Consider the following 22,587-nt stretch of genomic DNA (forward strand, 5'->3'; position numbering starts at 1 on the left):
GTCGCCGCACCCCTGATCCGCGCGACGGCGCGGCCGGTCCCCCCAAGCACCACCCCGCGACCAGCACCACCCCACGAACCAGCACCACCCCACGCCCGCACCACCGCACCCCGCACCCGCACCACCGAAGGGAACCCCCATGCGCATCGGCATCGACGTCGGCGGCACCAACACGGACGCCGTCCTGATGGACGGCAGCACCGTCCGTGCGGCGGTCAAGCGGTCCACCACCCCCGACGTCACCTCGGGCATCGTCGCCGCGCTCGACGGCCTGCGCGAGCAGCACGCCTTCGGCCCCACGGACGTCGACGGCGTGATGATCGGCACCACCCACTTCATCAACGCCCTGGTCGAGGCACGCGGCCTCGCCCCGACCGCCGCGGTCCGTCTGGGCCTGCCTGCGACGGCGTCACTGCCCCCGTTCACGGACTGGCCCGGGCACCTGGTGTCGGCCGTGCACGCGCAGCCGTTCCTGGCCCACGGCGGCCACGAGTTCGACGGCCGCGTCATCTCGGAGCTCGACCCCGAGGAACTCAAGCGGCACGCCGGTGCCATCGCGGCCGCGGGCATCCGTTCCGTCGCGATCTCGTCGGTGTTCTCCCCGATCAACGACGAGTTCGAGCAGCGCGCGCAGGAGATCATGGCTGCCGAGCTCGGGCCGGACGTGGCGTTCTCGCTGTCGTCCGAGATCGGTCGCATCGGCCTGCTCGAGCGCGAGAACGCGACGATCATCAACGCGGCGCTCCGTGAGCTCGCCGACCGCATCGTCGACGGCCTGTCCGGGTCGGTCACGGGCAGCGGCATCGACGCACCGCTGTTCCTGAGCCAGAACGACGGCACCCTGATGGACGTCGAGTACGCCCGGCGCTACCCGGTCGCGACGTTCGCCTCAGGTCCGACCAATTCGATGCGCGGCGCAGCGGTGCTGTCCGGCTTCGACACCTGTGCGGTCGTCGACGTCGGCGGCACGACGAGCGACGTCGGCGTCCTGACCGCGGGCTTCCCGCGTGAGGCCACGGGCGAGGTCGCCGTCGCCGGCATCCGCACGAACTTCCGGATGCCCGACGTCCTGTCCGTCGGCATCGGCGGCGGCTCCCGCATCCGCGAGGACGGCAGCGTCGTCGGGCCGGACTCCGTCGGGTACCGCCTGACCGAGGAGGGCCTGGTCTTCGGCGGCACCACCCTGACCGCCACCGACGTGGCCGTCCGCGGTGGCCGCGGTGCGATCGGGGACCCGTCGCTCGTCGCCGGGGTGCCGGCCGAGGTCGCCGCCCGCGCGCTCGACGTCATCGCGGAGCGCGTCGCCGACATCGTCGAGCGGATGCGCACCTCGTCCGACCCGCTGCCCGTCGTGGCGGTCGGCGGCGGCTCGGTGCTGCTGCCCGACACCCTGCCCGGACTCGGCACCGTGCACCGCCCGGAGCACTACTCGGTCGCCAACGCCATCGGTGCGGCGATCGCGCAGGTCAGCGGCGAGGTCGACAAGGTCTACGCGATCAGCGACGGCCGCCGGTCCGCCGTGGTCGACGAGGCCCGGCAAGAGGCGGTCGACCGGGCCATCGCGGCCGGTGCCGACCCCGGCTCGGTGGACATCGTCGACTTCGACGAGGTCCCGATCCCGTACCTGCCGGGCAACGCGACGCGGATCCGCGCCAAGGCCGTCGGCGACCTGGCACTCGGGACGCTGGTCCGATGAGCGCCACGCACGCCGCGCCCCGCGCCGCAGCCGCACAAGCGGCAGCCGCGCACGCCGCAGCCACGCAAACCGCGCCCGCAGCACCCCTCCTCACCGCCATCGGCGCCGACTGCTCCGCCCTCGCCCGCGGCGCCGCGATCCTCGGCACCGGCGGCGGCGGTGACCCCTACATCGGACGCCTGCTCGCCGAGGCCGCCGTCCGCGCCCACGGCCCGGTCGAGATCGTCCAGGTCGAGGACCTGCCCGACGACGCCGTGGTGCTCTCGGTCGCGATGATCGGCGCTCCCACGGTGATGGTCGAGAAGCTGCCGTCCGCCGGCCAGTTCGCCGAGGCCATCCGCAGCCTGTCGGCGTTCCTCAACGTGACCCCGACCCACCTGGCCTGCATCGAGGTCGGCGGCGTGAACTCGACGACCCCGATCGTCGCCGCGGCCGAGCTCGGCCTGCCCCTGGTCGACGGCGACGGCATGGGCCGTGCCTTCCCCGAGGTGCAGATGGTGCTGCCGACCCTGTCCGGGGTCAGTGCGACACCGATGGCCCTGGCCGACGAGAAGGGCAACACCGTGGTCTTCGACACGGTGGACAACCGGTGGGCAGAGCGGCTCGCCCGCACGGCGACGGTCGAGATGGGCTGCTCCGCGATCACGGCGCAGTACGCCATGTCCGGCGCGCAGGTGAAGGAGTCGTTCGTCCGCGGCAGCCTGTCGCTGAGCGTCCGGCTCGGCGAGACGCTGGTCCGCGCACGCAGCGAGAACGCCGACCCCGTCGCGGCGGTCACCGAGGTGCTCGGCGGCACGGTCGTGTTCGAGGGCAAGGTCGCCGACATCGAGCGCAAGACCGTCACCGGGTTCGCCCGTGGCACGGCCCGCATCGCCGGTTCCGGCAGCGACACCGGCCTGGAGGCGGTGCTCCGGTTCCAGAACGAGCACCTGCTGGTCGAGGTGGCCGGCCAGGTCCGCACCACGGCTCCCGACCTCATCATCACCTTGGACGCCGAGACCGGCGAGCCGATCACCACCGAGGCCCTGCGGTTCGGCGCCCGCATCCGGATCGTCACGGCACCGGCCGACGAGCGCTGGCACTCCCCGGACGGCCTGCGCCTGGCCGGCCCGCGGTACTTCGGCTACGACACCCCCGCGGTCCGCCACGACGGCACCACGAGCGCGGGCGAGACGAGCACGGGAGTGCAACGATGAGCTGGATCCTCGACGTCGACGACCTGCCCGACCTGGCCCGCGGCGCCGCGCTGCTCGGCACCGGCGGCGGAGGCGACCCCACCATCGGGATGCTCCTGGTCCGTGCCGCGATCGAACAGCACGGCCCCGTCACGATCCTCGACCCGTCCGAGGTGCCCGACGACGCCCTCGTCATCCCCACCGCACAGATGGGCGCACCGACCGTGGTGCTCGAACGCATCCCCGCCGGACCGGAACCCCTCGGCGCCCTCCGACGGCTCGAGGCCCACCTGGGCCGGACGGCGACCGCGACGATGCCCATCGAGTGCGGCGGCATCAACTCGATGATCCCGCTGCTCGTCGGCGCCATCGGCGGCCTGCCCGTGGTCGACGCGGACGGCATGGGCCGCGCGTTCCCCGAGCTGCAGATGGAGACGTTCTCGGTGTACGGGGTCCCCGGCAGTCCACTGGCGATCAGCGACGAGAGCGGCCACGGCGTCATCATCGAGACCGGCACGGACAACAAGAAGATGGAGTGGCTCGCCCGCGGGGTCACCATCCGGCTCGGCGGCGTCGCCTACATCGCCGAGTACGCGATGTCCGGCCGCCAGGTTCGGGAGACCGCCGTCCCGCGCACGCTCTCCCTGGCACTCGCCGTCGGTCGGGCCATCCGAGTCGCCCGTGAAGCCCACCGCGACCCCATCGACGCGCTCGCCGAGGCCCTCGGCACGACGATCTACACGCACCTGCGCGAGCTGTTCGACGGCAAGGTCGTCGACGTCGAGCGCCGCACGGTCGACGGGTTCGCCCGCGGTCGTGCCACCGTGCAGGGGACCGACGGCTCCGAGCTCGAACTCCGGTTCCAGAACGAGAACCTCGTCGCCCGGCGTGACGGGCAGCTCGTCGCCGTCGTGCCCGACCTGATCTGCGTCCTCGACGCCGAGACCGCCGAGCCGATCACCACCGAACGGCTGCGGTTCGGGCAGCGCGTCCGGGTCATCGGGATCTCGACGCCCGACCTGATGCGGACCCCGGAGGCGCTCGCCGTGTTCGGGCCGTCGTGCTTCGGGCTCGACGAACCGTTCGTCCCGGTCGAGGACCTGCACGAGCACGTCCGCCCGGCCGCCCCGGCGGTCGGCTGACGAACGGCCGCGCGCCGACCCCGGCGTGCGGCCCGTGCACCCGACCCCCGGCGCCGGGCTCCGGCCCCGAGACGCGACCACGGCAGCAGAATGGACCCATGGACCAGGGTGAGCAGCGGGGCGGCGGTGTGGCGGGCCTCCAGGCCGACGACGCGACCGTCTTCGGACGCGGCACCGCCCTGCTCGGCTGCGGCGGTGGCGGCCGCGTCGACCACATGGTCAGCGCGCTCCGCTTCGCGCTCGGCGACCGCAGTGTGCCGGTCGTCGACCTCGATGACCCCACGCTCGGATCGGTGGTGGCCGTCGGGCTGATCGGGTCGACGACCGTGCTCGAGGAGAAGATGCCGAGCGGCGAGGAGCTGCCGGCCGCGCTCGCGGCGGTCGAACGCTGGACGGGCACCCGTGCCGACGCCGTCGTCGCCGCGCAGATCGGCGGCGTGACCGGACCGGCCGCAGCCCTCACCGCACACGCCGCCGGACTGCCGCTCGTGGACGCGGACCTGGTCGGCCGCGCGGTCCCGCGCATCGACCAGCTGTCGGTCTTCGTCGGCCCGACCACGACGGTCACGGCCGCCGCGGCCACCACGAGCGGTCTGCGGATCGTGGTCGACGCCCGGCACCCCCACGACGTCGAGACGGTCTGGCGCGAGGCCGTCTCGTACAGCGGCGGCTGGGCGGCCTTCGCGATCGGCCCGGTCCCGGTCGCATTGCTGCGCGAGCGAGCCGTCGTCGGCAGCGTGCAGCGCGCCCTCCGGATCGGACGCGCAGCGGGCGGCGCACGCGACGCGGCGGAACTCGCCGCGCTCATCGGCGGCCGGGTCGTCGCGCAGGGCCGGGTCATCGACGTCCAGCGCGAGGGGGACGCGCTCGCGTTCGTCCGCAGCAGCCTGGCCATCCGCGACGCCGGCACCGGTGCGGTCGCCCGGGTCGAGGCGGGCAGCGAGTACGTGCACTGCCTGGTCGACGGCCTGCCGGTCGCCAGCACCCCGAGCGTCATCACCGTCGTCGACGCACGCTCGCTCGCGCCGGTGGCGACCGACCGGACGCGGGTCGGCAACGAACTCGCGGTGCTCGTGCTGCCGTCGGCACCGTGGTGGTGGGCGGACCCCGACCGCACCGCGCGCATGGGACCGCGGGCGTTCGGCATCGACGCGGACGTCGTGCCCGAGGCCGTGGGCCAGGTGCTCGCGTGAACGCCGTCGGCGACCTGCTGCCGCTCCTGCCACCCGGCACCCGCCTGCTCGTCGGCCCGGGCAGCACCGCGGTCCGGAGCGTCCGCGGGGTCGTGGGGACCCCCGACCAGGTCGGCCGGTCCCTGTCACAGGGCGACGACGTCGTCGTGCTGCTCACCCCCGTCGACCGCGCGGACGCGCGCTTCGACGTGCTGCTGCGCCGGGCGTCCGCGGCCGGCACCACCCTGCTCGTCGTCGACGGGGCACTGGAACTCGGCCCCGGCACCACGACGCTCGCCGACCGGCTCGGCGTCGCCGTGCTCGCCACCCCGGACCCGTGGGCGACCTCGGTCCGCCTGCACGAACTCATCGGCACCGGGATGGGTCCGGCGGCCCGGGCCGCCCTCGACGCCTCCCGCGTCGCGCTCGACGCCGGCCCCGAACTCGACGACCTGTTCACCCGGCTCGACCGCTCGCTCGGCCACCCGGTGCGGTTCCTCGACGCCTCGGGCCTGGCACTCCGCGGAGCCGCCGTCGACGACGCGGCCCGCGCCGCGCTCGTCCGCCGCGCCGGCACCAGCGACGTGCTGACCGCCGAGGGCGTCGACGAGACGCTCGTGGCGATCCCGGTCGGCACCGGCATCGGACCGCGCGCCTGGCTGGCCGTCGGCCTGCCCGTCCCGATCGCCGCCGAACAGCAGGTGGTCGCGAGTGCACTCCGGGTGGCCGCCGTCGCCGTCGGGCACCGGCTGCTGCTCACCCGGCTCGACGACGAGCGCGACGCCCGCTACCGGATGGCGATGCTCGACGAACTCCGCGCGGCGGACGGGGCGCCCGCCCCGCAGCTCGTGCAGCGGACCATCGCCGCCGGGTGGCGGCTGGACGCCTGGCACGTCGGCGCACGCGTGGTCGCGCGGCAGGGCGTCGACCTGGTCGCGCTCCGCCAGCAGGTCGACGCCGCGGTGCGGGCCGAGGGACTCGACGCGGTCGTCGTCGAACAGGCGGACGGCTGGGTGCTGTGGCTGTCGGAACCCGACGAACCCGGCCGGGAGGCAGTGGCCGACATCGCGGGTCGGCTGCGGCGCGCACAGAACACACTCCGCACCACCGTGGAGACCAACGTGGGCGTCGGCAGTCTGCAGGCGGGCCCTGCCGGGCTGGTCCGGACGCTCGGCGAGGCCGGCGACGCCGCCCGCCTGGCCGCGAGCCGTCCGGAGTCGGGGCACTTCGTGCACGTCGACCGGCTCGGGCTCGCGCAGCTGCTGCTCGCGTGGACGCAGACGGACACGTTCCTGCCGGCCTCGCGGCAGTTGCTCGCACCGCTCGAGCGCGGTGGCGGCGCGCTCCTGACGACGCTCGCCGCCTACCTGGACGCGGAGTCGTCGATCGCCGAGACCGCCGCGGTGCTCGGGGTGCACCGGAACACCGTGTCCGACCGCGTCGCGCGGGTGGAGCGGCTGCTCGGGGTCGACCTGTCCGACCCGGAGACCCGGCTCGCCCTGCACCTGGCGACGCGGGCGCGGGCGGGCGACGGCGGCTGAGGGCTCGCTGCGTCAGCTGCGGTCGCTGGCTCGCTCGGTCTCGCTGGTCGCGGTGTCGTGCTCGTGCTCGGTGGTGCTCTTGTCGGTCCCGCGGGCGGGCCGGGCGGCGGCGCCGGTCTCGCGCGCCGCACCCGAGGCCAGGCCGGCCGCGATGATGAACACGAAGACGATCAGCAGCGCGCCGAGCAGGCCGATCTCCTCGCCGAGGAACCCGATCAGCGGCGGCCCGGCCAGGAACGCCACGTAGCCGATCGTCGCGACCGCGCTGACCTTGGCGGCCGCGGTGCGGGGGTCGTCGGCCGCGGCGGACATGCCCATCGGGAAGCCGAGGCTGGCACCGAGGCCCCAGAGCACGACCCCGACGATCGCGAGCGGCACGTTGTCGATGAAGATCAGCATGCCCAGGCCGACCACCGCGACGGCGGCGCTGATGCGCAGGATCGGCACGCGGCCGAACTTGTCGATCAGCGGGCTGCCGGCGACGCGACCGGCGGTCATCGCGGCCAGGAACACCGTCAGCACGGCGGCACCGCCGGCGTTGTCGAGCCCGTGGCCGTCGATCATCGCGAGGGGCAGCCAGTCGTTCGCGGACCCTTCGGCCAGCGCCATGCCGAGCACGATCACGCCGATGAGCAGCGTCGAGGGCTGTGCCCAGACCTGCCAGCGGGTGAGCGGGGTCGCGACCGGGCTGGTGTCGGTCGACACCGGCTGCTCGAACCGGTGCTCGTCCTGGAACTTCGTGACGGCGACGAGCATGGCGGCGCTCGTGATGACGACGAGCACGATGAAGTGCCACGAGACCGGGATCTCGAACCGCTCGGCCAGCGCACCGAGGCCTGCACCGGCGAGCGTGCCGAGGCTGAACGCGGCGTGGAACAGCGGCATGATCGTGCGGCCGCCGGCCTTCTCGGCGGCGGCGCCGGAGACGTTCATCGACACGTCGCACAGGCCGTTGCCGAACCCGAACGCGATGAGCGCGATCCAGATGGCGGCGAAGCCCCACCCGAGCGTGACCGCGACCCCGGCGAAGATCATCCCGACCGCCAGGCACGCCGCAGCCACCTGCACGCCCCGACGGGCACCGAGCTTCGCGACGATGTGGCCGGCGAAGGTCAGACCGCCGATGGAACCCACGGCCATGCCGAGGACGAGCAGGCCCATCTCGAACGTGCTCGCCCCCAGGGAGTCGCGGACACTCGGGATCCGCCCCAGCCACGTCGCGATGTCGAGCCCGGACAGGGTGAACACCACGAACACCGCGATGATCCAGGCCTCGGTGGTCGGGACGGTGCGGGTGGACGGCGTCGTCATGGTGGTTCCCATCGTGCTGCGGCGCGCTCGGTGGTGCGCGTTCTGGTGCGTGTCGGTGCTGGTCTTGCGGCTGTCGAATCGATTCGACTGCTTGTTCCGGCTACGCTAACGGGCGATGGACGAACCGGCAACAGGACCCGGCGCGTCGCCTTCCCGCGGCGGCGTCGCCCGTTCGTCGCGCCCGACGCTGGCAGCGGTCGCCCGTGCTGCCGGTGTCGCGCCGTCGACGGCCTCGCTCGCCTTCAGCGGTCTCGGCCCGGTGTCCGAGGACGCCAAGGCCCGCGTGCTCGCCGCCGCCGCCGACCTCGGTTACGGCGGCCCCGACCCCCGTGCTCGTTCCCTGCGCCGCGGTCGTTCCGGCGTCATCGGCGTCGTGATGGACGAGCGCCTGAGCGATGCCTTCCGTGACCCGGTGAACGTCCTGACGCTCGACGGCATCGCCGAGGTCGCCGGTGCTGCCGGTGCCTCGCTGCTGCTCGTCCGGAGTCCGCTCGACGACGAGCAGGGTGCCGGCCCGCTGGTGGATGCGCCGATGGACGCCGTCGTGCTCGTCGGGTGCAACGTCCGGATCGACCCGGCCGTCGCGGTGCTGCGCCGTCGGCAGATCCCCGTCGTCGCGATCGAGGCGGACGAGATCGAGGGTGCTGTCCCCGTCCAGCTCGACAACCGCGATGCCTCGCGCCGTGCTGCGGAGTACCTGCAGGGGCTCGGCCACCGGGACGTGACCGTCGTGACCCTGCCCCTCGACGCCGCACGCCGCCGTGGCCCGATCGACGCAGCCCGTCAGGACGAGGGCATCGCCTTCACCACGCTCGAACGCCTGCGTGGTGTGCGCCAGGTCTACCCGGACGCCGTCGCCATCGAGACCGCCGGCAGCTCGGTGGAAGAGGGACGTCTCGCAGGCACCGAGCTCTTCGCGCCGGACGGCCCCCGCCCCACCGCCGTCATCGCGCAGAGTGACCTGATCGCCGTCGGGGTCATCTCGGCCGCACTCGATGCCGGACTCCGCGTGCCCGAGGACGTCAGCGTCGTCGGCTTCGACGGCATCACGGTGGACGACAGCCTGCTCCACCGCACCCCGATCCGACACCTGACCACCCTTGTGCAGCCGTTCGTGCAGAAGGGCCAGGCCGCCGCACGTGCCGCCCTGGCCATGCTCGAGGGGGCGGAACCGCAGCCGGCGTCCTTCACGTCGGAGTTGCGGGTGGGGGACACGACGGGGCCGCCGCCGTCGCCTGGCACCCGCTGACGCAGGCATCGGCTCGGTGAGGGTGTGGCAAGGGGGGCAAGACCCGCGAACACTCCAGTGGTTGAGCGCCCAAGGTCAACCTCAGAACAACGCGCTCAAGAGGGAGAATCACTGTCGCGCTGGGGATACCTCAACGCACCAAGCGAGTTCACGACCTCGAAGCGCGTCCAGTCTGTGCTAGCAGTCGGCGGGCTGATGCCGAGGCGTTCGCCGGAGGCGTCACGTCAGCGGTCCCTCTCCGTTCGAAACCCACTAGAGTGCAGCTATGGGCGAACCAGAGGCGCAGTCGACATTCTTTTCGGAGCCTCATTTTGTCTCTTTGACGCTCAAGAACTTTTTGTCTTACAAGTCGGCAACAGTAGAGTTCTCCGACCTCATTGCCCTTGTGGGGCCCAATGCTAGCGGCAAATCGAATTTCGTTAGTGCGATCAAGCTTCTACGTGAAATAGGCTCTCACGGACTGCCTGTTGCCGTCGCTCGTCGCGGAGGGTTCGACCAATTACGGCATCGCAGTAACGGGCGACCGAATAATCCGTCTCTACGAATCGCGTTCCGGCTTAATGACGCAAGTGAAACCGAATCCTATTATGAGATAGCATTTTCATCCGTTGCTGGTGGAACTTACCGAGTGAAGAGTGAGTCTGCAGCTGTCTACAACCGTGGCGAGCGATATTACTTTAAGAGCGACGGTAGAACAGTAACCTCAAATGAGATTGATGCGAGGTCGCAGGAGAAATTTACTACCGCGGTTGCTCCGGGGCACAGTGCTGTAACCGGGGCGCAATCGTTCGCCGGCTTCTTGGTCTATCAGGCGCTGTCTCGCCTCCAAACAGTGGAAATCAATCCGCAGGTCCTTCGTGACTTCCAGGAGCCTACCTCGTTGGGATCGTTCGAGCCGGACGGGTCGAACGTAGTCTCGGTATACGACTCGTTCAACGCTGACCGTCGTCGCAAAGTTCTGGAGTACATGAATGCGATAGTGCCAGGCATTACGAAGGTTGAAGTTTCGTCACTCGCGGGTCAGCAAACGCTTACCTTCGGTCAGCAAACGCCGAACGGAGTGCGCGAGTTCAGTGCGCGACAGATGTCTGACGGGACCCTGCGCGCGTTCAGCATTCTCGTGGCGCTGTTCCAGCCGGTAAGGCCTTCGATGATTGTGTTTGAAGAGCCGGAGATCGCGATTCACCTTGGAGCGTTGCGCGCGCTGGTGGACATTCTCAAATCAGAGTCGGCCGAGACTCAGATGGTGATTACGACCCACTCATCGGATATTGTGGACCAAATCGATGTGGATGCAGTCAGGGTTGTGTGGACTGATGGCGACCGTTCGCGAATTGCCGCAGTCTCCATGGAGACGCGGGAGGTTGTGCGCGAACAGCTTCTAACTGTCGGTGAGCTTATGCGTTCGCATGCTCTCGACCCCGAGGACCAGTAACCTTGGCACGCAAGGGGGCGGTTCAGCTCATAGTGGAGGGGCCAGGGGATCACGGAGCCGTTCGTGTTCTTCTTCAGCGCTATCTTCACGAAGTTAGTGATTTTCGTCCGAACATGCTGGGGGCCCCAATTGCCGCTAATGGGCTGAGTAACCTAACGAAGCCAGGCGGGATAGAAGGCTTCGTGCGTATTGCGTCGGCGCGTGAAGGTGCGCAAGTAGTAGTGATCGTCGCCGACTCTGATAAGGAATGCATCAAGGAGAGGGCCGAGGACTTGCTCCCTCGTGCGGCAGGTCGTCTGCCCGTGTTGCTCGCGTTGGCGGAGCGTAATTTCGAAGATTGGATCTATGCCTCTGCTGAAACAACACTCGATGCGGGGATGACGTACACACCGGGCGCTAACGGGTTGGCGCAGATAAAGGCGTCGCAGCGGTATACAAAGAGTGTCGATCAGGCAAAGCTGGCGTCGCGGATCGACTTCGCCTTGGCTGCTTCTAGAAGTCAATCGTTTGCGCGGCTAGTCGCGCGGTTCGAATCAACGAGAAAGACTTTAGTCGACCCGACTTGAACAGCTCAATGAATGGTGTGCGGTGAGACCAAAGTAAAAGTGCGGTGACGGCCGGGCAGGAAAGTAGTCGGCCGTTGCGTCCGTAGCAGACGGATTTCTGTAGGGGCGATGAGCGGTCTCGCGCGTGTCATGGCTTATGCTGCCGAGGTGGACATCTCGTGCACCTGTCGAGGCCGCCAGTCGGCGAAATTTGGCGCGTCTGTCCGGGGCCCCATCTTATGAGCTGACTCTATTTGTTCTTGCGGCTCGGGTCTCGCACAAGCCGCCGTTGGACCAGGCCGGGCTACGACATGATCCTCAGGCTGGCGCCTGCCGATCGTGTTTTCTAGACTTGACGCATGACTGAGGAAACACGCCAAGCTCTAGATGTTGCACAACGCGAGTACGACAGCGCACAGGAGGCGGAGCAGGCTGCTGGTCGCAATCTGGTCGACGCTGTCACCCGAGCCTTGCCGTCGCGGGTCGAAGCGCTCGCACGAGAAGCGGTCGAAACGAATCCCGATCAAGTCCGTGCGCTGGGTCCGGTAGGCATGAAGGACTTGCGAGCTGCGTTGGCCGCGGTTGCAGAGGAGGTCGCGGAGGAAGTGCGACAGACGGCAGGGACTCCGTGGCGCGGAAGCTACGCCCAGAGCTACGGAGCTAGCAACTACGCAGTCACGACAGCGATGGAGGGGCTATTCGGGTATCCGGAGAAGAGCAGGCTCCAAGCGCCTTTGCTTGATGCAGGTTTCCGTGCCCGGCCGTTCCCATCTGACAGGCTCGCGCAGACGGAGGACCACAGCGACAAACTAACCGCCGTCGCCGACGCAGTCAGGGCGGTGGGCTTGGCCGCGCGGAAGGTCGACGCCGCTCGGAAGGCGGACGATGCGCAAGATGTAGCGGACGCCTGGGGTGACTAGAGCTTAGGCGTCGAATCGATGGAGGGTCCGGGGTCGCAGTTCGTGGATTGGCGACCCCGTGGTGCTCGGGGTGTTGAGTGCTCCATGGGCAATCCGTTTCTAGGGGGAAGGTGCGACAGTGTTTCGCTGGCCCGTCGATTTTGCAGTTCCGCCGACTCAACATATGCCGGCCTTACCGGCGTGAAAGAGAGCAGGTAGCGCGACTGTGCGGTGTTCGTGTGGCGCTACACGGCGGGGATAACTGGGTCATGCGCGCCGCTTTTGTCCTCTGACGGATCATGCTCGCCTTCGCTGCCAGCGTCTTTGCGCAACGTGCCTCTATGAGGCTTAGTACCTTCATGCGGAGGAGGGGACCGCCTCCGACCGTACGAGCTTAGAAGGGCTGCCGCTTTGAGCGTGAGCACTTCAGCTGTCGGTCAGCGCCGCCGCACCCCGAGCCCCACCACCGCGACGAGGTTCACGGCACTCCCCACCAAGAACCCCGTGGTGCCACCCGCGACACCTGCGACGGGTCCGAGCACCGCCATGAGACCAGCCCCGACGACGAACCCGGCGACCGAGGCAAGGGCGACCTGGCGCGAGCGTCCTGCGGCGAGCAGCAACGCGGCGGGCACGAGCCCGACGGTGAACACCCACACCGCGACCATCAGGTACCGCAGGTCGGCGACGGCAGCGGCGCCCTCGGCGGGGTAGACGATCGGCAGGAACCACCCGGCGAGCAGGGCGACCAGGCCGAACACGACGGCGGATGCCGCAGCGAACCCGACGACGAGCAGCAGGGCCCCGCGGGAGCGCAACGATCCACCATCGGTCCGGTGCGCGAACGCCGGCACGAGCACCTGCCCCAACGCCTGCCCGAGCATCGATGCCGGCGTTGCCAGGGTGAAGGCAGCCGCGTAGACACCGGCGTCGTGCGCCGACGACGTCACCTGCGCCGAGATCATCGTCAACTGCAGCAACCCGTTCGAGGTCACCACCGCCAGCACGTTCCACGCCGCGAACCCGAGGACCCCGGCGGCGGGTTCGCGCGAAGCCGGCGAGAAGCCGTTGCCCCGCGGCCAGCACGCGATCGCGAACACCGTGTACCCGATGGCCAGGGGCAGCAGCACGAAGGGCTCGAGCCGCGCGACACACGCCACCACGAGCAACCCGAGCGCCAACACGCTCGTCACGGAGTCCCAGAGTGCGACCCGGGGTGCCCGGTCGTAGCCGAGCTGCGCGCCGCGGGCGTAGCAGTAGAGGCCGTAGCCGACGACGACCGCGGCACCACCGAGCACCATCCCGGGGCCGTTGCCCCAGGCCAGCGCGATCGGCACGGTGACCGCCGCGAGCACCACGCTCGACACCAGCATCGACGCCCCGAGCAGCCGGTTCACCGCGGCGTCGGACCGACGACCCCGCAGTGCGATGGCCAGGAACCGCGACGCGGTGTTGCCCGCGGCGTTCGGCCAGAGCAGGGCGACGAAGACCGAGAGCGACAGCAGCGCCGTGGTCTGCCCGAGGGTCTCGGTGCCGAACACCCGCCCGACGACGACGGTCACGAGCAGCTTCGCGATGCCCTGCACCCCGATGCCGACCGTGGCGAGCACGGCCGACGAAGCCACCGAGGACGACGGTGCCGCAGAAGCAGCAGGCCCGCTCACCGCGCCAACGCCTGTTCCACCCAGCCGCGCCGGTGCGCCCGCACCCCGAGCGTCACCGCCCGGACCCCGACGTACCCGAGGGCGAAGGCCGCCCACAGCCCTGCGAGCGTCCCACCGGCCCACCAGAGCAGCGGCAGGTACACGACGAGGTTCAGGCCTCCGGCGATGGCCAGGTACCGCGCATCACCGGCGCCGATCAGCACCCCGTCGAGCACGAAGACGTACCCCGCGACGGGCATCCCGACGGCGATGAGCACCAGCACGACGGGCAGGGCGTCCCGCACCGCCTGCGAGTCCGAGAACACCGGCCCGAGCACCCCGCTCACGGCCAGGGTCAGCACCCCGAGCAGCACACCGCCGGCGATCCCGAGCAGCACGAGCCGTCGCGTCACCAGTCGCACCCGCTCCGGGTCACGTCCGCCGAGTCCGTGTCCGACGAGCGCCTGCCCGGCGATCGCCAGGGCGTCGAGCGCGAACGCCAGCGTCGAGAAGACGGTCAGCCCGACCTGCGTCGTCGCCAACCCGGTGGTCCCCAGCCCGGCAGCGGCCCCGACGGTCGCGAGCATCGCGATCCGCAGCGACGCAGTCCGCAGGAACAGCCACGCCCCCGACCGCAGGGCCCGGGCGACGCCGGAGGCGCCGGGTCGCAGCGGCGCCCCGGATGACCGAGCGGCGCGCACCGCGATGCGCACGTAGACGACGGCCATCGCCCACTGCACGATGACGGTGCCGGCGGCGGATCCCTCGACGCCCCAGCCGGCGCCGTAGATCAGGACGGCGTTGAGCAGCCCGTTCGCGACGAACCCGATGGTCGCGACGACGAGCGGGGTCTTCGTGTCCTGCAGCCCACGCAGCAGCCCGGTCGAGGCGGTCACGACCAGGATGCCCGGCAGCCCGATCAGGGAGATGGTCAGGTACGCGGTCGCGGCGGCCGACACCTCGGCCGAGGCGCCGAACAGGTCGACGAGCGGCCCGGCGAGCGGCCACCCGACCAGCGCCAGCACCACCCCCAGCACGAGCGCGAGCCACATCCCGTCGATGCCCGCGTGCACGGCTCCGCGACGGTCGCCACCACCGAGTGCCCGTGCCACGGCCGGGGTCGTCGAGTACGCCAGGAACACCAGCAGCCCGGTCACCGTCGACAGCACGGCACTCGCGAGTCCGACGGCCGCCAGCGGCGTCGCCCCGAGGTGCCCGACGAGCGCGGTGTCGGTCAGCAGGAACAGCGGCTCGACCACGAGCGCTCCGAGCGCGGGCACCGCCAGCCGCACGATGTCGCGGTCGACCGCGCGCCGCTCAGCGGTCACAGCGGGTCGCGTCGGTCGGTGCACCGACCCATTCTGTCGGCGATGCCGACCCGTCGTCGTCGCCGGGCGGGGTGGACGCGACCCCGTGACGGACTGGAGGCCCGTGGCCGTGTCCGCCACGGGCCTCCAGTCCGGTGGTCCCACGTCGTCAGGCCGGACGCGCGTTCCGGCCGACCACTCGCGTCAGTCGGCGCGCGGTTCCGCGGGGACGGCGCCGGTGGCGGCGTGTGCGGGGTCGGCGACCTCGGTCGACGGCTCGTCGGTGCCGCGGGCCCGGCCGATGACGTCCATCACGTGGTAGACGACGATCGCGGCGATCGTGCCGACGATGATGCCGCCGAAGCTCGCCTGGCCGAAGCGGAACGTGAAGTCGGCGATGCCGATGATCAGGGCGATTCCGGCCGTCAGCTGGTTCTTCGGCTTCGAGAAGTCGACTCGGTTCTCGACCCAGATCCGGATGCCGATGACGCCGATCAGGCCGTAGAGCGCGGTGGTGGCGCCGCCGAGCACGCCGGCCGGCACCGAGGAGATGACGGCGCCGATCTTCGGCGACAGGCCGAGCAGGACGGCCGCGATGGCGGCGACCCAGTAGGCGGCGGTGGAGAAGACGCGGGTGGCGGCCATGACACCGATGTTCTCGCCGTAGGTGGTGGTGGCGGAGCCGCCGCCGACGCCGGCCAGCACGGTCGAGATGCCGTCGGCGAAGAGCGCCCGACCGGTGAGCGGCGTGAGGTCACGGCCGGTCAGCTGCCCGACGCCCTTGACGTGGCCGACGTTCTCGGCGACCAGCGCCAGGACGACCGGCACGAACGCCAGGTAGATCGCGAGCTGCGAGGGGTCGAACGCGGGAGCGGTGAACTCCGGCAGACCGATCCACGGTGCTGCGTCGACCTTCGAGAAGTCGACCTGGCCGCCGATGAGCGCCGCGACGTAGCCGACGAGCACACCGATGACGATCGACAGCCGGCCGATCAGGCCCTTGAACAGGACGGTGACCAGGATGATCGCCGCCAGGGTGATGAGCGCGATGACCGGGGCCGCCGTGAAGTTGTCGCGGGCCGCCGGAGCCAGGTTGAAGCCGATCAGTGCGACGATCGCGCCGGAGACCACCGGGGGCATCAGCCGGTCGATCCACCCGGCGCCGGCCAGGTGCACGACGAGCCCGACGATCGCGAGCAGCGCACCGACGACGATGATGCCGGACAGGGCGAGCGGGATGCCGCCGATCTTGGTCGCCGCACCGATCGGGGCGATGAACGCGAACGACGAGCCGAGGTAGCTCGGCAGGCGGTTGCCCGTGATGAGCAGGAACAGGATCGTGCCGATGCCGCTGAACAGCAGCGTCGTCGACGGCGGGAACCCGGTCAGCAGCGGCACCAGGAACGTGGCGCCGAACATCGCGACGACGTGCTGCACGCCGAGGCCGATCGTCCGGGGCCAGGTGAGCCGTTCGTCGGGTGCCACGATCGTCGTCGCGGAGACGGTCTTGCCGTCTCCGTGCAGCTTCCACGGAAGTCCCATGCGATGACCGTACCGGCAGCGATGCACCGGTGACGACCCGGATCGACCTGCCCCATGGGGTCGGTGGCTATCGTGGACCGCATGACCGACGTCGCACGTGCCTCCGGCATCCACACTGACGAACTCGACCCCGCGGTGCGCCCCCAGGACGACCTGTACCGCCACGTGAACGGGACCTGGATCGAGGCGACGCCGATCCCCGACGACAAAGCCCGGTACGGCTCCTTCACGGTGCTGGCCGAAGCCGCCGAGATCGCCGTGCGCGACATCATCGAGCGCTCGCAGCAGGCCGCCCCCGGCACCGAGGAGCGCAAGGTCGGTGACCTCTTCACCTCCTTCACCGACGAAGCGCGGCTCGAGGAGCTCGGCACCGCACCGATCGAGCACCTGCTCGCCGAGATCACCGAGATCCAGTCCGTGCCCGAGGTCATCGCCGCCGTCGGCCGCTTCGAGCGCATCGGCCTGCCGAGCTTCCTGCAGCTCTTCGTCGACAACGACCCGGGCGACCCCGAGTCCTACGTCGTGTTCCTGGAGCAGTCCGGCCTCGGGCTGCCCGACGAGTCGTACTACCGCGAAGAGCGCTTCGCCGACATCCGCGAGAAGTACCGCGAGTTCGTCGCGGCGATGTTCCCGCTCGCCGGCCTCGACGACGGCGGCGCCCGAACCGAGCACGTCATCGCGCTCGAGACGGCGCTCGCCGCCCAGCACTGGGACAACGTCACGACCCGCGACAGCCAGAAGACCTACAACAAGCTGCCCTGGGCCGAGGTCGCCGCGCTCGCGAAGGGCGTCGACCTGCAGACCTGGTGGCAGGCCATCGACGCCCCGGCCGGCGCGTTCGAGACCGTCGTGGTGCGCGAGCCCTCGTTCATCACCGGCCTGGCCGACCTGCTGAACGACCAGCCGCTCGAGGTCTGGAAGGACTGGCTGCGCTGGCAGGTCATCCGTGGCTCCGCCGCGTACCTGACGAGCGCGTTCTCGGCCACGAACTTCTCGTTCTACGGCACCGCACTGACCGGTGCGCCCAAGCAGCGCGAGCGCTGGAAGCGTGGCGTCTCGCTGGTCGAGGGCGCGATGGGCGAGGCCGTCGGCCGCATCTACGTGCAGGAGCACTTCGACGAGACCTCGAAGGCCAAGATGGACGACCTCGTCGCCAACCTGGTCGAGGCGTACCGACAGAGCATCACCGCGCTCGACTGGATGACCGACGAGACCCGTGCCCGTGCGCTCGACAAGCTCGACAAGTTCACGCCGAAGATCGGCTACCCGGTGAAGTGGCGCGACTACTCGGCGCTGCCCGTCCTGTCCGACGACCTGGTCGCGAACGTCCGCGCCGTCGCCTCGTTCCAGGTCGACCGCGAGCTCGGCAAGATCGGCAAGCCGATCGACCGCGACGAGTGGTTCATGACGCCGCAGACGATCAACGCGTACTACAACCCCGGGTTCAACGAGATCGTGTTCCCGGCCGCGATCCTGCAGTTCCCGTTCTTCGACGCGAACCGCGACGCCGCCGCCAACTACGGCGCGATCGGTGCCGTCATCGGGCACGAGATCGGCCACGGCTTCGACGACCAGGGGTCGCAGTACGACGGCGACGGCAAGCTCGAGAACTGGTGGACCGAGGCCGACCGGGCGGCGTTCGAGGAGCGCACGAAGGCCCTCATCGCCCAGTACGACGCCCTGGTGCCGACCGAGGTACCCGACAGCCACGTGAACGGTGCCCTGACGATCGGCGAGAACATCGGCGACCTCGGTGGCCTGTCGATCGCGTGGAAGGCGTACCTGCTGTCGCTCGACGGCCAGGAGCCCCCGGTCGTCGACGGCCTCACCGGTGCCGAGCGCTTCTTCCTGAGCTGGGCACAGGCCTGGCGCATGGCGATCCGCCCGGAAGAGGCGGCTCGTCTGCTGAGCATCGACCCGCACTCGCCCAACGAGTTCCGCTGCAACCAGGTCGTGCGGAACATCGACGTCTGGTACGACACCTTCGGCGTGACCGAGCAGGACGCGATGTACCTCGACCCCGCCGAGCGCGTCGCGATCTGGTGATGACGGAGCCGGACGCGGCCCGGTCGTCGCGCCGCCGGCGACCGGACGACCGCCCAGCAGGTGGCGGCCGCGGTCGTGGGCGGCACAGCGGCCGGCCCGACGACCGCTTCACCGCCACCACCGAGGCCCTCGGCGCCCTCGCGCTCGAGGGCGCCGGGGTCAGCGCCTCGGTGATCGACACCTCCAGCGGCAAGGCCCTGCTCGCGATCGACGACACCCTGGTGCAGCCGGTCGCGAGCCTGGGCCGCGTCCTGCTGCTCATCGAGGTCGCCGCCCAGCTCGAGGACGGCCGCCTGCACGGTGACCGACTGCAGCGCATGGCCCGCGACACCGCGACCGGCGCCGGCCTGTGGCAGTTCCTGCAGGAGCCGACCATGCAGGTGCCCGACCTGGCGACCCTGGTGGGGGCCACCGCCGACGCCTGGGCCATGAACGCACTGCTGTCGACCGTGGGCATCGACGCCGTCCGGGAGCGCGCGGAGTCCCTGGGCATCGAGCGCACGGCGTTGATCGACCGCGTGCGGGACCGCCGCGGCCCGGACGACGCCCCCGACGCCTCCGTCGCACCGACCGGGGAGCTGTCGTGGGTGATGCGCGGACTGGCGCTCGGCGAGGTCGTCGACGAGGCGGTGTCGAACCGGGTGCTCGGCTGGCTGTCCCTGGCGAGTGACCTGAACCTGGTCGCCGGGTCCTTCGGGCTCGACCCCCTGGCGCACCGTGCGCTCGACCACGGGCTGCAGGTCGTCGCGGTCACCGGGTCGAGCACCGGCGTGCGGGCCGAGGCGGGGATCCTGCGGGGGCCCGGGTCGTCGGTCAGCTACGCCGTGACGGTGACCTTCGACGACGCCTCGTTGCAGCGGCGGTTGGCCGTCGTCGAGGCGCTGCGGACCATGGGCACCGAGGTGCTCGAGGCCGTGCACGCCCCGGCTCGTCGCTGAGGAGCATGATGCTGGGCATGACCCGGTACCTGATCTCCTTCGACGAGGGCACGATGGTGTTCCCCATGGCCGACCTGCCGGCCGTCTCCGAGGCGTCGCACGCCGTCGTCCGACAGGCGAAGTCCGCCGGTGTGTGGGTGTTCGGCGGCGGGATGATGGAAGCGTCGGCCGGCGCGGTCGTCGAGACCGACGGCACCGTCCACGATCCCGCCACACGCCCCGGTAAGGACACCTTCATCGGGGGTTTCTCGGTGATCGATGTCGAGAGCCGGGCAGATGCACTGGCCTGGGCCGCCCGCATCGCCGAGGCCTGCCGCTGTGCGCAAGAGGTGCGCGAGATCATGGACGACCCCGAGTCCTGAACGCGTTCGGTCAGGGGACGCAGACCGACTCGGCGCTCAGGCTCAGCCCGTCGACGGTGCCCCGGATGCTCGCCGTGGCGGGGTCCGCCCCGGTCGACGACGACCAGTAGTCCCGCCCCATCGCCCGGCCGCTGACCCTGAAGCCCTCCGACGTCCACAGCGCGGTCACGGCGTCGAACGGCTCCTGCGCGTCGTCGACGATCTGGAACACCGGCACGACGCTGGACGCCGTCGCGCGGGTGCCGGTCGCGTCGGGCGACCAGCTGGACCCGGTCGGGGCGCACTGTTCGGTACCCGTGGTCACGGTTGCCGGGACCCCGGCGGCGTCGGCGGAGCGCTCGAGGAACGCTCGGAGCGTCGCGGCCCGGTCGCTGACGTCGGCGGGCACCCACGGGGTCGGCGACGGGCCCGACGTCGGGGTGCCCGGGGCAGTGGCGTCCTGCGGCTTCTCGGCGTCGAGGGGGAGTCCGAGCCAGCCGCTCGTCCCGTCGAGGCCGACGGAGAACGCGGTGCGCGGAGCGCGGTGTGCATCGGCGGCTTCGTCCTTCGTCCGGACGAGGACGTCGGCGACGGCGCCGAGTCGTTCGCCGGAGATCGACAGGTACGGGCGTTCGGCCTCGGCAGCCGTGCCGGTGGGGGCCTGCGCTGTGTCGGCCGGGGCCTGGGCCGCGTCGGCGTAGGTCGTGCCCGGTGAGTAGTACAACTGCTCGACGTCGTGGTGACCGTCGCCGACGAACCCGTCGATCGTGCGCAGGAGTGCTCGGCCGGGCTGTGTCGCCGTGATGCCCACGGACACGTCACCACGGAGCAGGGAGGCCGGGTGATCATCGAGGATCGGCCGGGCCTGCTCGACGGCGTCGCTGAAGCTGATGCCCTGCACGAGCCGGATCGTTGCATCGGACGGCGTCAGCCACAGCCGACGCACGAAGGGCTCCGCACGCAACCGACCGGCCAGCTCGACGACGTCGGCGTCCATCGGGTCGATGATGACCGGAGCCGAGGCCCGGCCGCGCGGCACGTCCACGCTCACCGTCAGCGTCGTCCCGGTGACACCCCGCGCTGCCGTGTGGCGGATCCGTTCGGCGACGGCGAGGTCGGTGGTGTCGGTCGTGACCTCGAGCGACGCGATCCAGTGGTTCCGATCGTCCTTCGCGTCGACCGGACGGACCTCGCCGTCGGCCGTGTCGACCCCGGGCAGTCGTTCGATCCGGGTGATGAGCTTCGCGAGCGCCGATTCCGACCCAGCCGGCGGTGGTGGCGACGTGCACGCGGCGAGGGCGAGCACGACGCCGAGCGCGGTCGCGACGGCTGCCGCTGAACGTGTCCGTGCGCGAGCCCCCATGCGTCCGAGTCTAGGAACGGCATCACGCCGCACGGAATCGGTCGCGAGACCCATCCGTGCTCAGCGCAGGAGCACGAAGGAGCGCAGCGGCTGCGGTTCCATGTCGTGGGCCTCGACGAAGCCACGCGACTCGTAGAACGCCCGCTGCCCCGGCTCGTCGTCGGTGAGCAGGACCGTCTGGCGAACGCCGGCGTACCGCTGCAGGACGGCGTCGAGCAGTGCGCCGCCGATACCGCACCGGTGCGCGGACGGCAGGACCAGGACGTCCTGCACGTACACGATCGTCACCCCGTCGGAGACCGTGCGGACCAGACCGAGCAGGCGCCCGTCGTCGTCGCGGGCCGTCAGCACGGTGTGGGAGCCGGCGATCGCCGCGGTCAGGGCTGCGGGGTCCTGCGTGTACGCGGTCCACCCGACGGCGTCGTACAGCGCCACCAGCTCATCGGTGCCGGGTCGTTCGTCGCTGTTCGTGGTGGTCACGGTGCCCATCGTGCCCGACCGCTACGAGGTCGCCTGCCCCTCCGGCACGAACGCCTGCACGGCCAGCAGTGAGGCATCGGCCGACGCACACGCCTGGAAGTCGGTGTCCTTCACGAACAGGGACTGCTTCGACCCGGGCGGGTACACGCGGAAGCCGTCCGGGGTCTCGGGCGAGCAGTCGCCCGCCGAGTAGTTCTCGGCTCGAACGATCTTGAGCGGTGCGACGGCGGTCTTGCCGGGAGCGAGTGTGACGGTCGGGTGCGGGGAACTCTTCTCCGCGATCGCCGCCGCTCCGATCTGCTTGCCGGTGCCACCCCCGACGAACGAGACGCCGGGCCACCCCTGCACGGTGCAGGTCGTCGACCCGGTGTTCTCGAGCACCAGGTGCACGATGACGCTGCCGGCGGCACCACCGCTGCCGGCCTCGATGCGACCGGCCAGCGACGGCACCGCGCACCGGTCGCCGGAAGCCTCGCCGGTGGCACCGGATCCGGCGGACGAGCCGGACCCGGTGGACGGTGCTGCCGAGGCGGACTCCTCGGACGACTGCGGCGCAGATGCCGACGCGGACGGCGACGGCGCGGGCGCGGTGACGGTCTCGGTGGCGGCGGGCTGCCCGTCCGAGGCGCACCCCGCCAGGGTCCCGACGGCGACGAGCCCGGTCACGACGAGCAGGAACTTCGATCGGCTGCTGCGTTGCATGGTGCACAGGCAACCACCGAACGCCGCATCCGGTTCGGTCGGCGTCCAGGGATCACGGGC

Annotated in this window: 19 protein-coding genes; 12 read left to right on the forward strand and 7 right to left on the reverse strand. The window is 70.8% G+C overall.

What is annotated here, in order from left to right; translation table 11 throughout:
- Nucleotides 1–139: 139 nt before the first annotated feature.
- From FFG40_RS03440 to FFG40_RS03460, 5 genes are all read left to right on the forward strand, one after another.
- Nucleotides 140–1,696 carry a hydantoinase/oxoprolinase N-terminal domain-containing protein gene (locus FFG40_RS03440; protein ID WP_138802254.1) on the forward strand — a complete coding sequence of 519 codons (1,557 nt, stop codon included), beginning with the start codon at nt 140–142 and terminating at the stop codon, nt 1,694–1,696.
- The gene (locus FFG40_RS03445) at nt 1,693–2,892 is read left to right on the forward strand and encodes a DUF917 domain-containing protein (protein WP_260678778.1); all 1,200 of its coding nucleotides are present in this window, start codon (nt 1,693–1,695) and stop codon (nt 2,890–2,892) included. Before FFG40_RS03440 ends, FFG40_RS03445 begins: the two co-directional genes overlap by 4 nt.
- The gene (locus tag FFG40_RS03450; RefSeq protein WP_138802255.1) at nt 2,889–4,013 is read left to right on the forward strand and encodes a DUF917 domain-containing protein; all 1,125 of its coding nucleotides are present in this window, start codon (nt 2,889–2,891) and stop codon (nt 4,011–4,013) included. The genes FFG40_RS03445 and FFG40_RS03450 overlap by 4 nt, the downstream gene beginning before the upstream one ends.
- A gap of 98 nt (nt 4,014–4,111) precedes the next feature.
- Nucleotides 4,112–5,206: a DUF917 domain-containing protein gene (locus FFG40_RS03455; protein WP_138802256.1), complete on the forward strand. Its 1,095-nt coding sequence runs from the start codon at nt 4,112–4,114 to the stop codon at nt 5,204–5,206.
- A complete protein-coding gene (locus FFG40_RS03460; RefSeq protein WP_138802257.1) occupies nt 5,203–6,726 on the forward strand; it encodes a helix-turn-helix domain-containing protein in 1,524 nt (507 codons plus the stop codon). Before FFG40_RS03455 ends, FFG40_RS03460 begins: the two co-directional genes overlap by 4 nt.
- 12 nt (nt 6,727–6,738) lie before the next feature.
- Here the strand turns inward: FFG40_RS03460 and FFG40_RS03465 are convergent, their stop codons facing one another.
- Entirely contained in the window at nt 6,739–8,037 is a 1,299-nt protein-coding gene (locus FFG40_RS03465; RefSeq protein WP_138802258.1) for an MFS transporter, read from the reverse strand.
- A 115-nt stretch (nt 8,038–8,152) separates the two neighbouring features.
- Between FFG40_RS03465 and FFG40_RS03470 the strand changes: the two genes are divergently transcribed.
- From FFG40_RS03470 to FFG40_RS03485, 4 genes are all read left to right on the forward strand, one after another.
- Entirely contained in the window at nt 8,153–9,286 is a 1,134-nt protein-coding gene (locus FFG40_RS03470) for a substrate-binding domain-containing protein (protein ID WP_138802259.1), read from the forward strand.
- 265 nt (nt 9,287–9,551) lie between these two features.
- Nucleotides 9,552–10,721, forward strand: coding sequence for an AAA family ATPase (locus tag FFG40_RS03475; RefSeq protein WP_138802260.1), 1,170 nt, complete (start codon nt 9,552–9,554; stop codon nt 10,719–10,721).
- 2 nt (nt 10,722–10,723) lie between these two features.
- Entirely contained in the window at nt 10,724–11,287 is a 564-nt protein-coding gene (locus FFG40_RS03480; protein WP_138802261.1) for a DUF4276 family protein, read from the forward strand.
- A 338-nt stretch (nt 11,288–11,625) separates the two neighbouring features.
- Nucleotides 11,626–12,186, forward strand: coding sequence for a hypothetical protein (locus tag FFG40_RS03485; RefSeq protein WP_138802262.1), 561 nt, complete (start codon nt 11,626–11,628; stop codon nt 12,184–12,186).
- Nucleotides 12,187–12,602: 416 nt separating this feature from the next.
- On the opposite strand, the gene FFG40_RS03490 is transcribed toward FFG40_RS03485, so the two are convergent.
- The 3 genes from FFG40_RS03490 to FFG40_RS03500 form a co-directional block, all read right to left on the reverse strand.
- Entirely contained in the window at nt 12,603–13,790 is a 1,188-nt protein-coding gene (locus FFG40_RS03490; RefSeq protein ID WP_138802263.1) for a lipopolysaccharide biosynthesis protein, read from the reverse strand.
- Nucleotides 13,791–13,825: 35 nt separating this feature from the next.
- Nucleotides 13,826–15,136 carry an MATE family efflux transporter gene (locus FFG40_RS03495; RefSeq protein WP_138802264.1) on the reverse strand — a complete coding sequence of 437 codons (1,311 nt, stop codon included), beginning with the start codon at nt 15,134–15,136 and terminating at the stop codon, nt 13,826–13,828.
- 183 nt (nt 15,137–15,319) lie between these two features.
- Nucleotides 15,320–16,657, reverse strand: coding sequence for a uracil-xanthine permease family protein (locus tag FFG40_RS03500; protein WP_071248865.1), 1,338 nt, complete (start codon nt 16,655–16,657; stop codon nt 15,320–15,322).
- A gap of 81 nt (nt 16,658–16,738) precedes the next feature.
- Here FFG40_RS03500 and FFG40_RS03505 point away from each other — a divergent pair, with 81 nt between their 5' ends.
- Genes FFG40_RS03505 through FFG40_RS03515 form a run of 3 tightly spaced genes read left to right on the forward strand, consistent with a single transcriptional unit; the run spans nt 16,739 to nt 20,003 of the window.
- The gene (locus FFG40_RS03505; protein WP_138802265.1) at nt 16,739–18,703 is read left to right on the forward strand and encodes a M13 family metallopeptidase; all 1,965 of its coding nucleotides are present in this window, start codon (nt 16,739–16,741) and stop codon (nt 18,701–18,703) included.
- A complete protein-coding gene (locus FFG40_RS03510; RefSeq protein WP_138802266.1) occupies nt 18,703–19,641 on the forward strand; it encodes a serine hydrolase in 939 nt (312 codons plus the stop codon). Before FFG40_RS03505 ends, FFG40_RS03510 begins: the two co-directional genes overlap by 1 nt.
- Before the next feature lie 17 nt (nt 19,642–19,658).
- Entirely contained in the window at nt 19,659–20,003 is a 345-nt protein-coding gene (locus FFG40_RS03515) for a YciI family protein (RefSeq protein ID WP_138802267.1), read from the forward strand.
- Between the two features lie 10 nt (nt 20,004–20,013).
- Here the strand turns inward: FFG40_RS03515 and FFG40_RS03520 are convergent, their stop codons facing one another.
- From FFG40_RS03520 to FFG40_RS03530, 3 genes are read right to left on the reverse strand one after another with little or no spacing between them, the layout of a single operon-like run.
- Nucleotides 20,014–21,345: a hypothetical protein gene (locus FFG40_RS03520; protein ID WP_138802268.1), complete on the reverse strand. Its 1,332-nt coding sequence runs from the start codon at nt 21,343–21,345 to the stop codon at nt 20,014–20,016.
- A 60-nt stretch (nt 21,346–21,405) separates the two neighbouring features.
- The gene (locus tag FFG40_RS03525) at nt 21,406–21,825 is read right to left on the reverse strand and encodes a GNAT family N-acetyltransferase (RefSeq protein ID WP_260678779.1); all 420 of its coding nucleotides are present in this window, start codon (nt 21,823–21,825) and stop codon (nt 21,406–21,408) included.
- 21 nt (nt 21,826–21,846) lie between these two features.
- The gene (locus FFG40_RS03530; protein ID WP_138802270.1) at nt 21,847–22,527 is read right to left on the reverse strand and encodes a DUF4232 domain-containing protein; all 681 of its coding nucleotides are present in this window, start codon (nt 22,525–22,527) and stop codon (nt 21,847–21,849) included.
- Nucleotides 22,528–22,587: the final 60 nt, after the last annotated feature.

The sequence above is a fragment of the Curtobacterium sp. KBS0715 genome (assembly GCF_005938005.2).
Lineage (GTDB): Bacteria > Actinomycetota > Actinomycetes > Actinomycetales > Microbacteriaceae > Curtobacterium > Curtobacterium flaccumfaciens.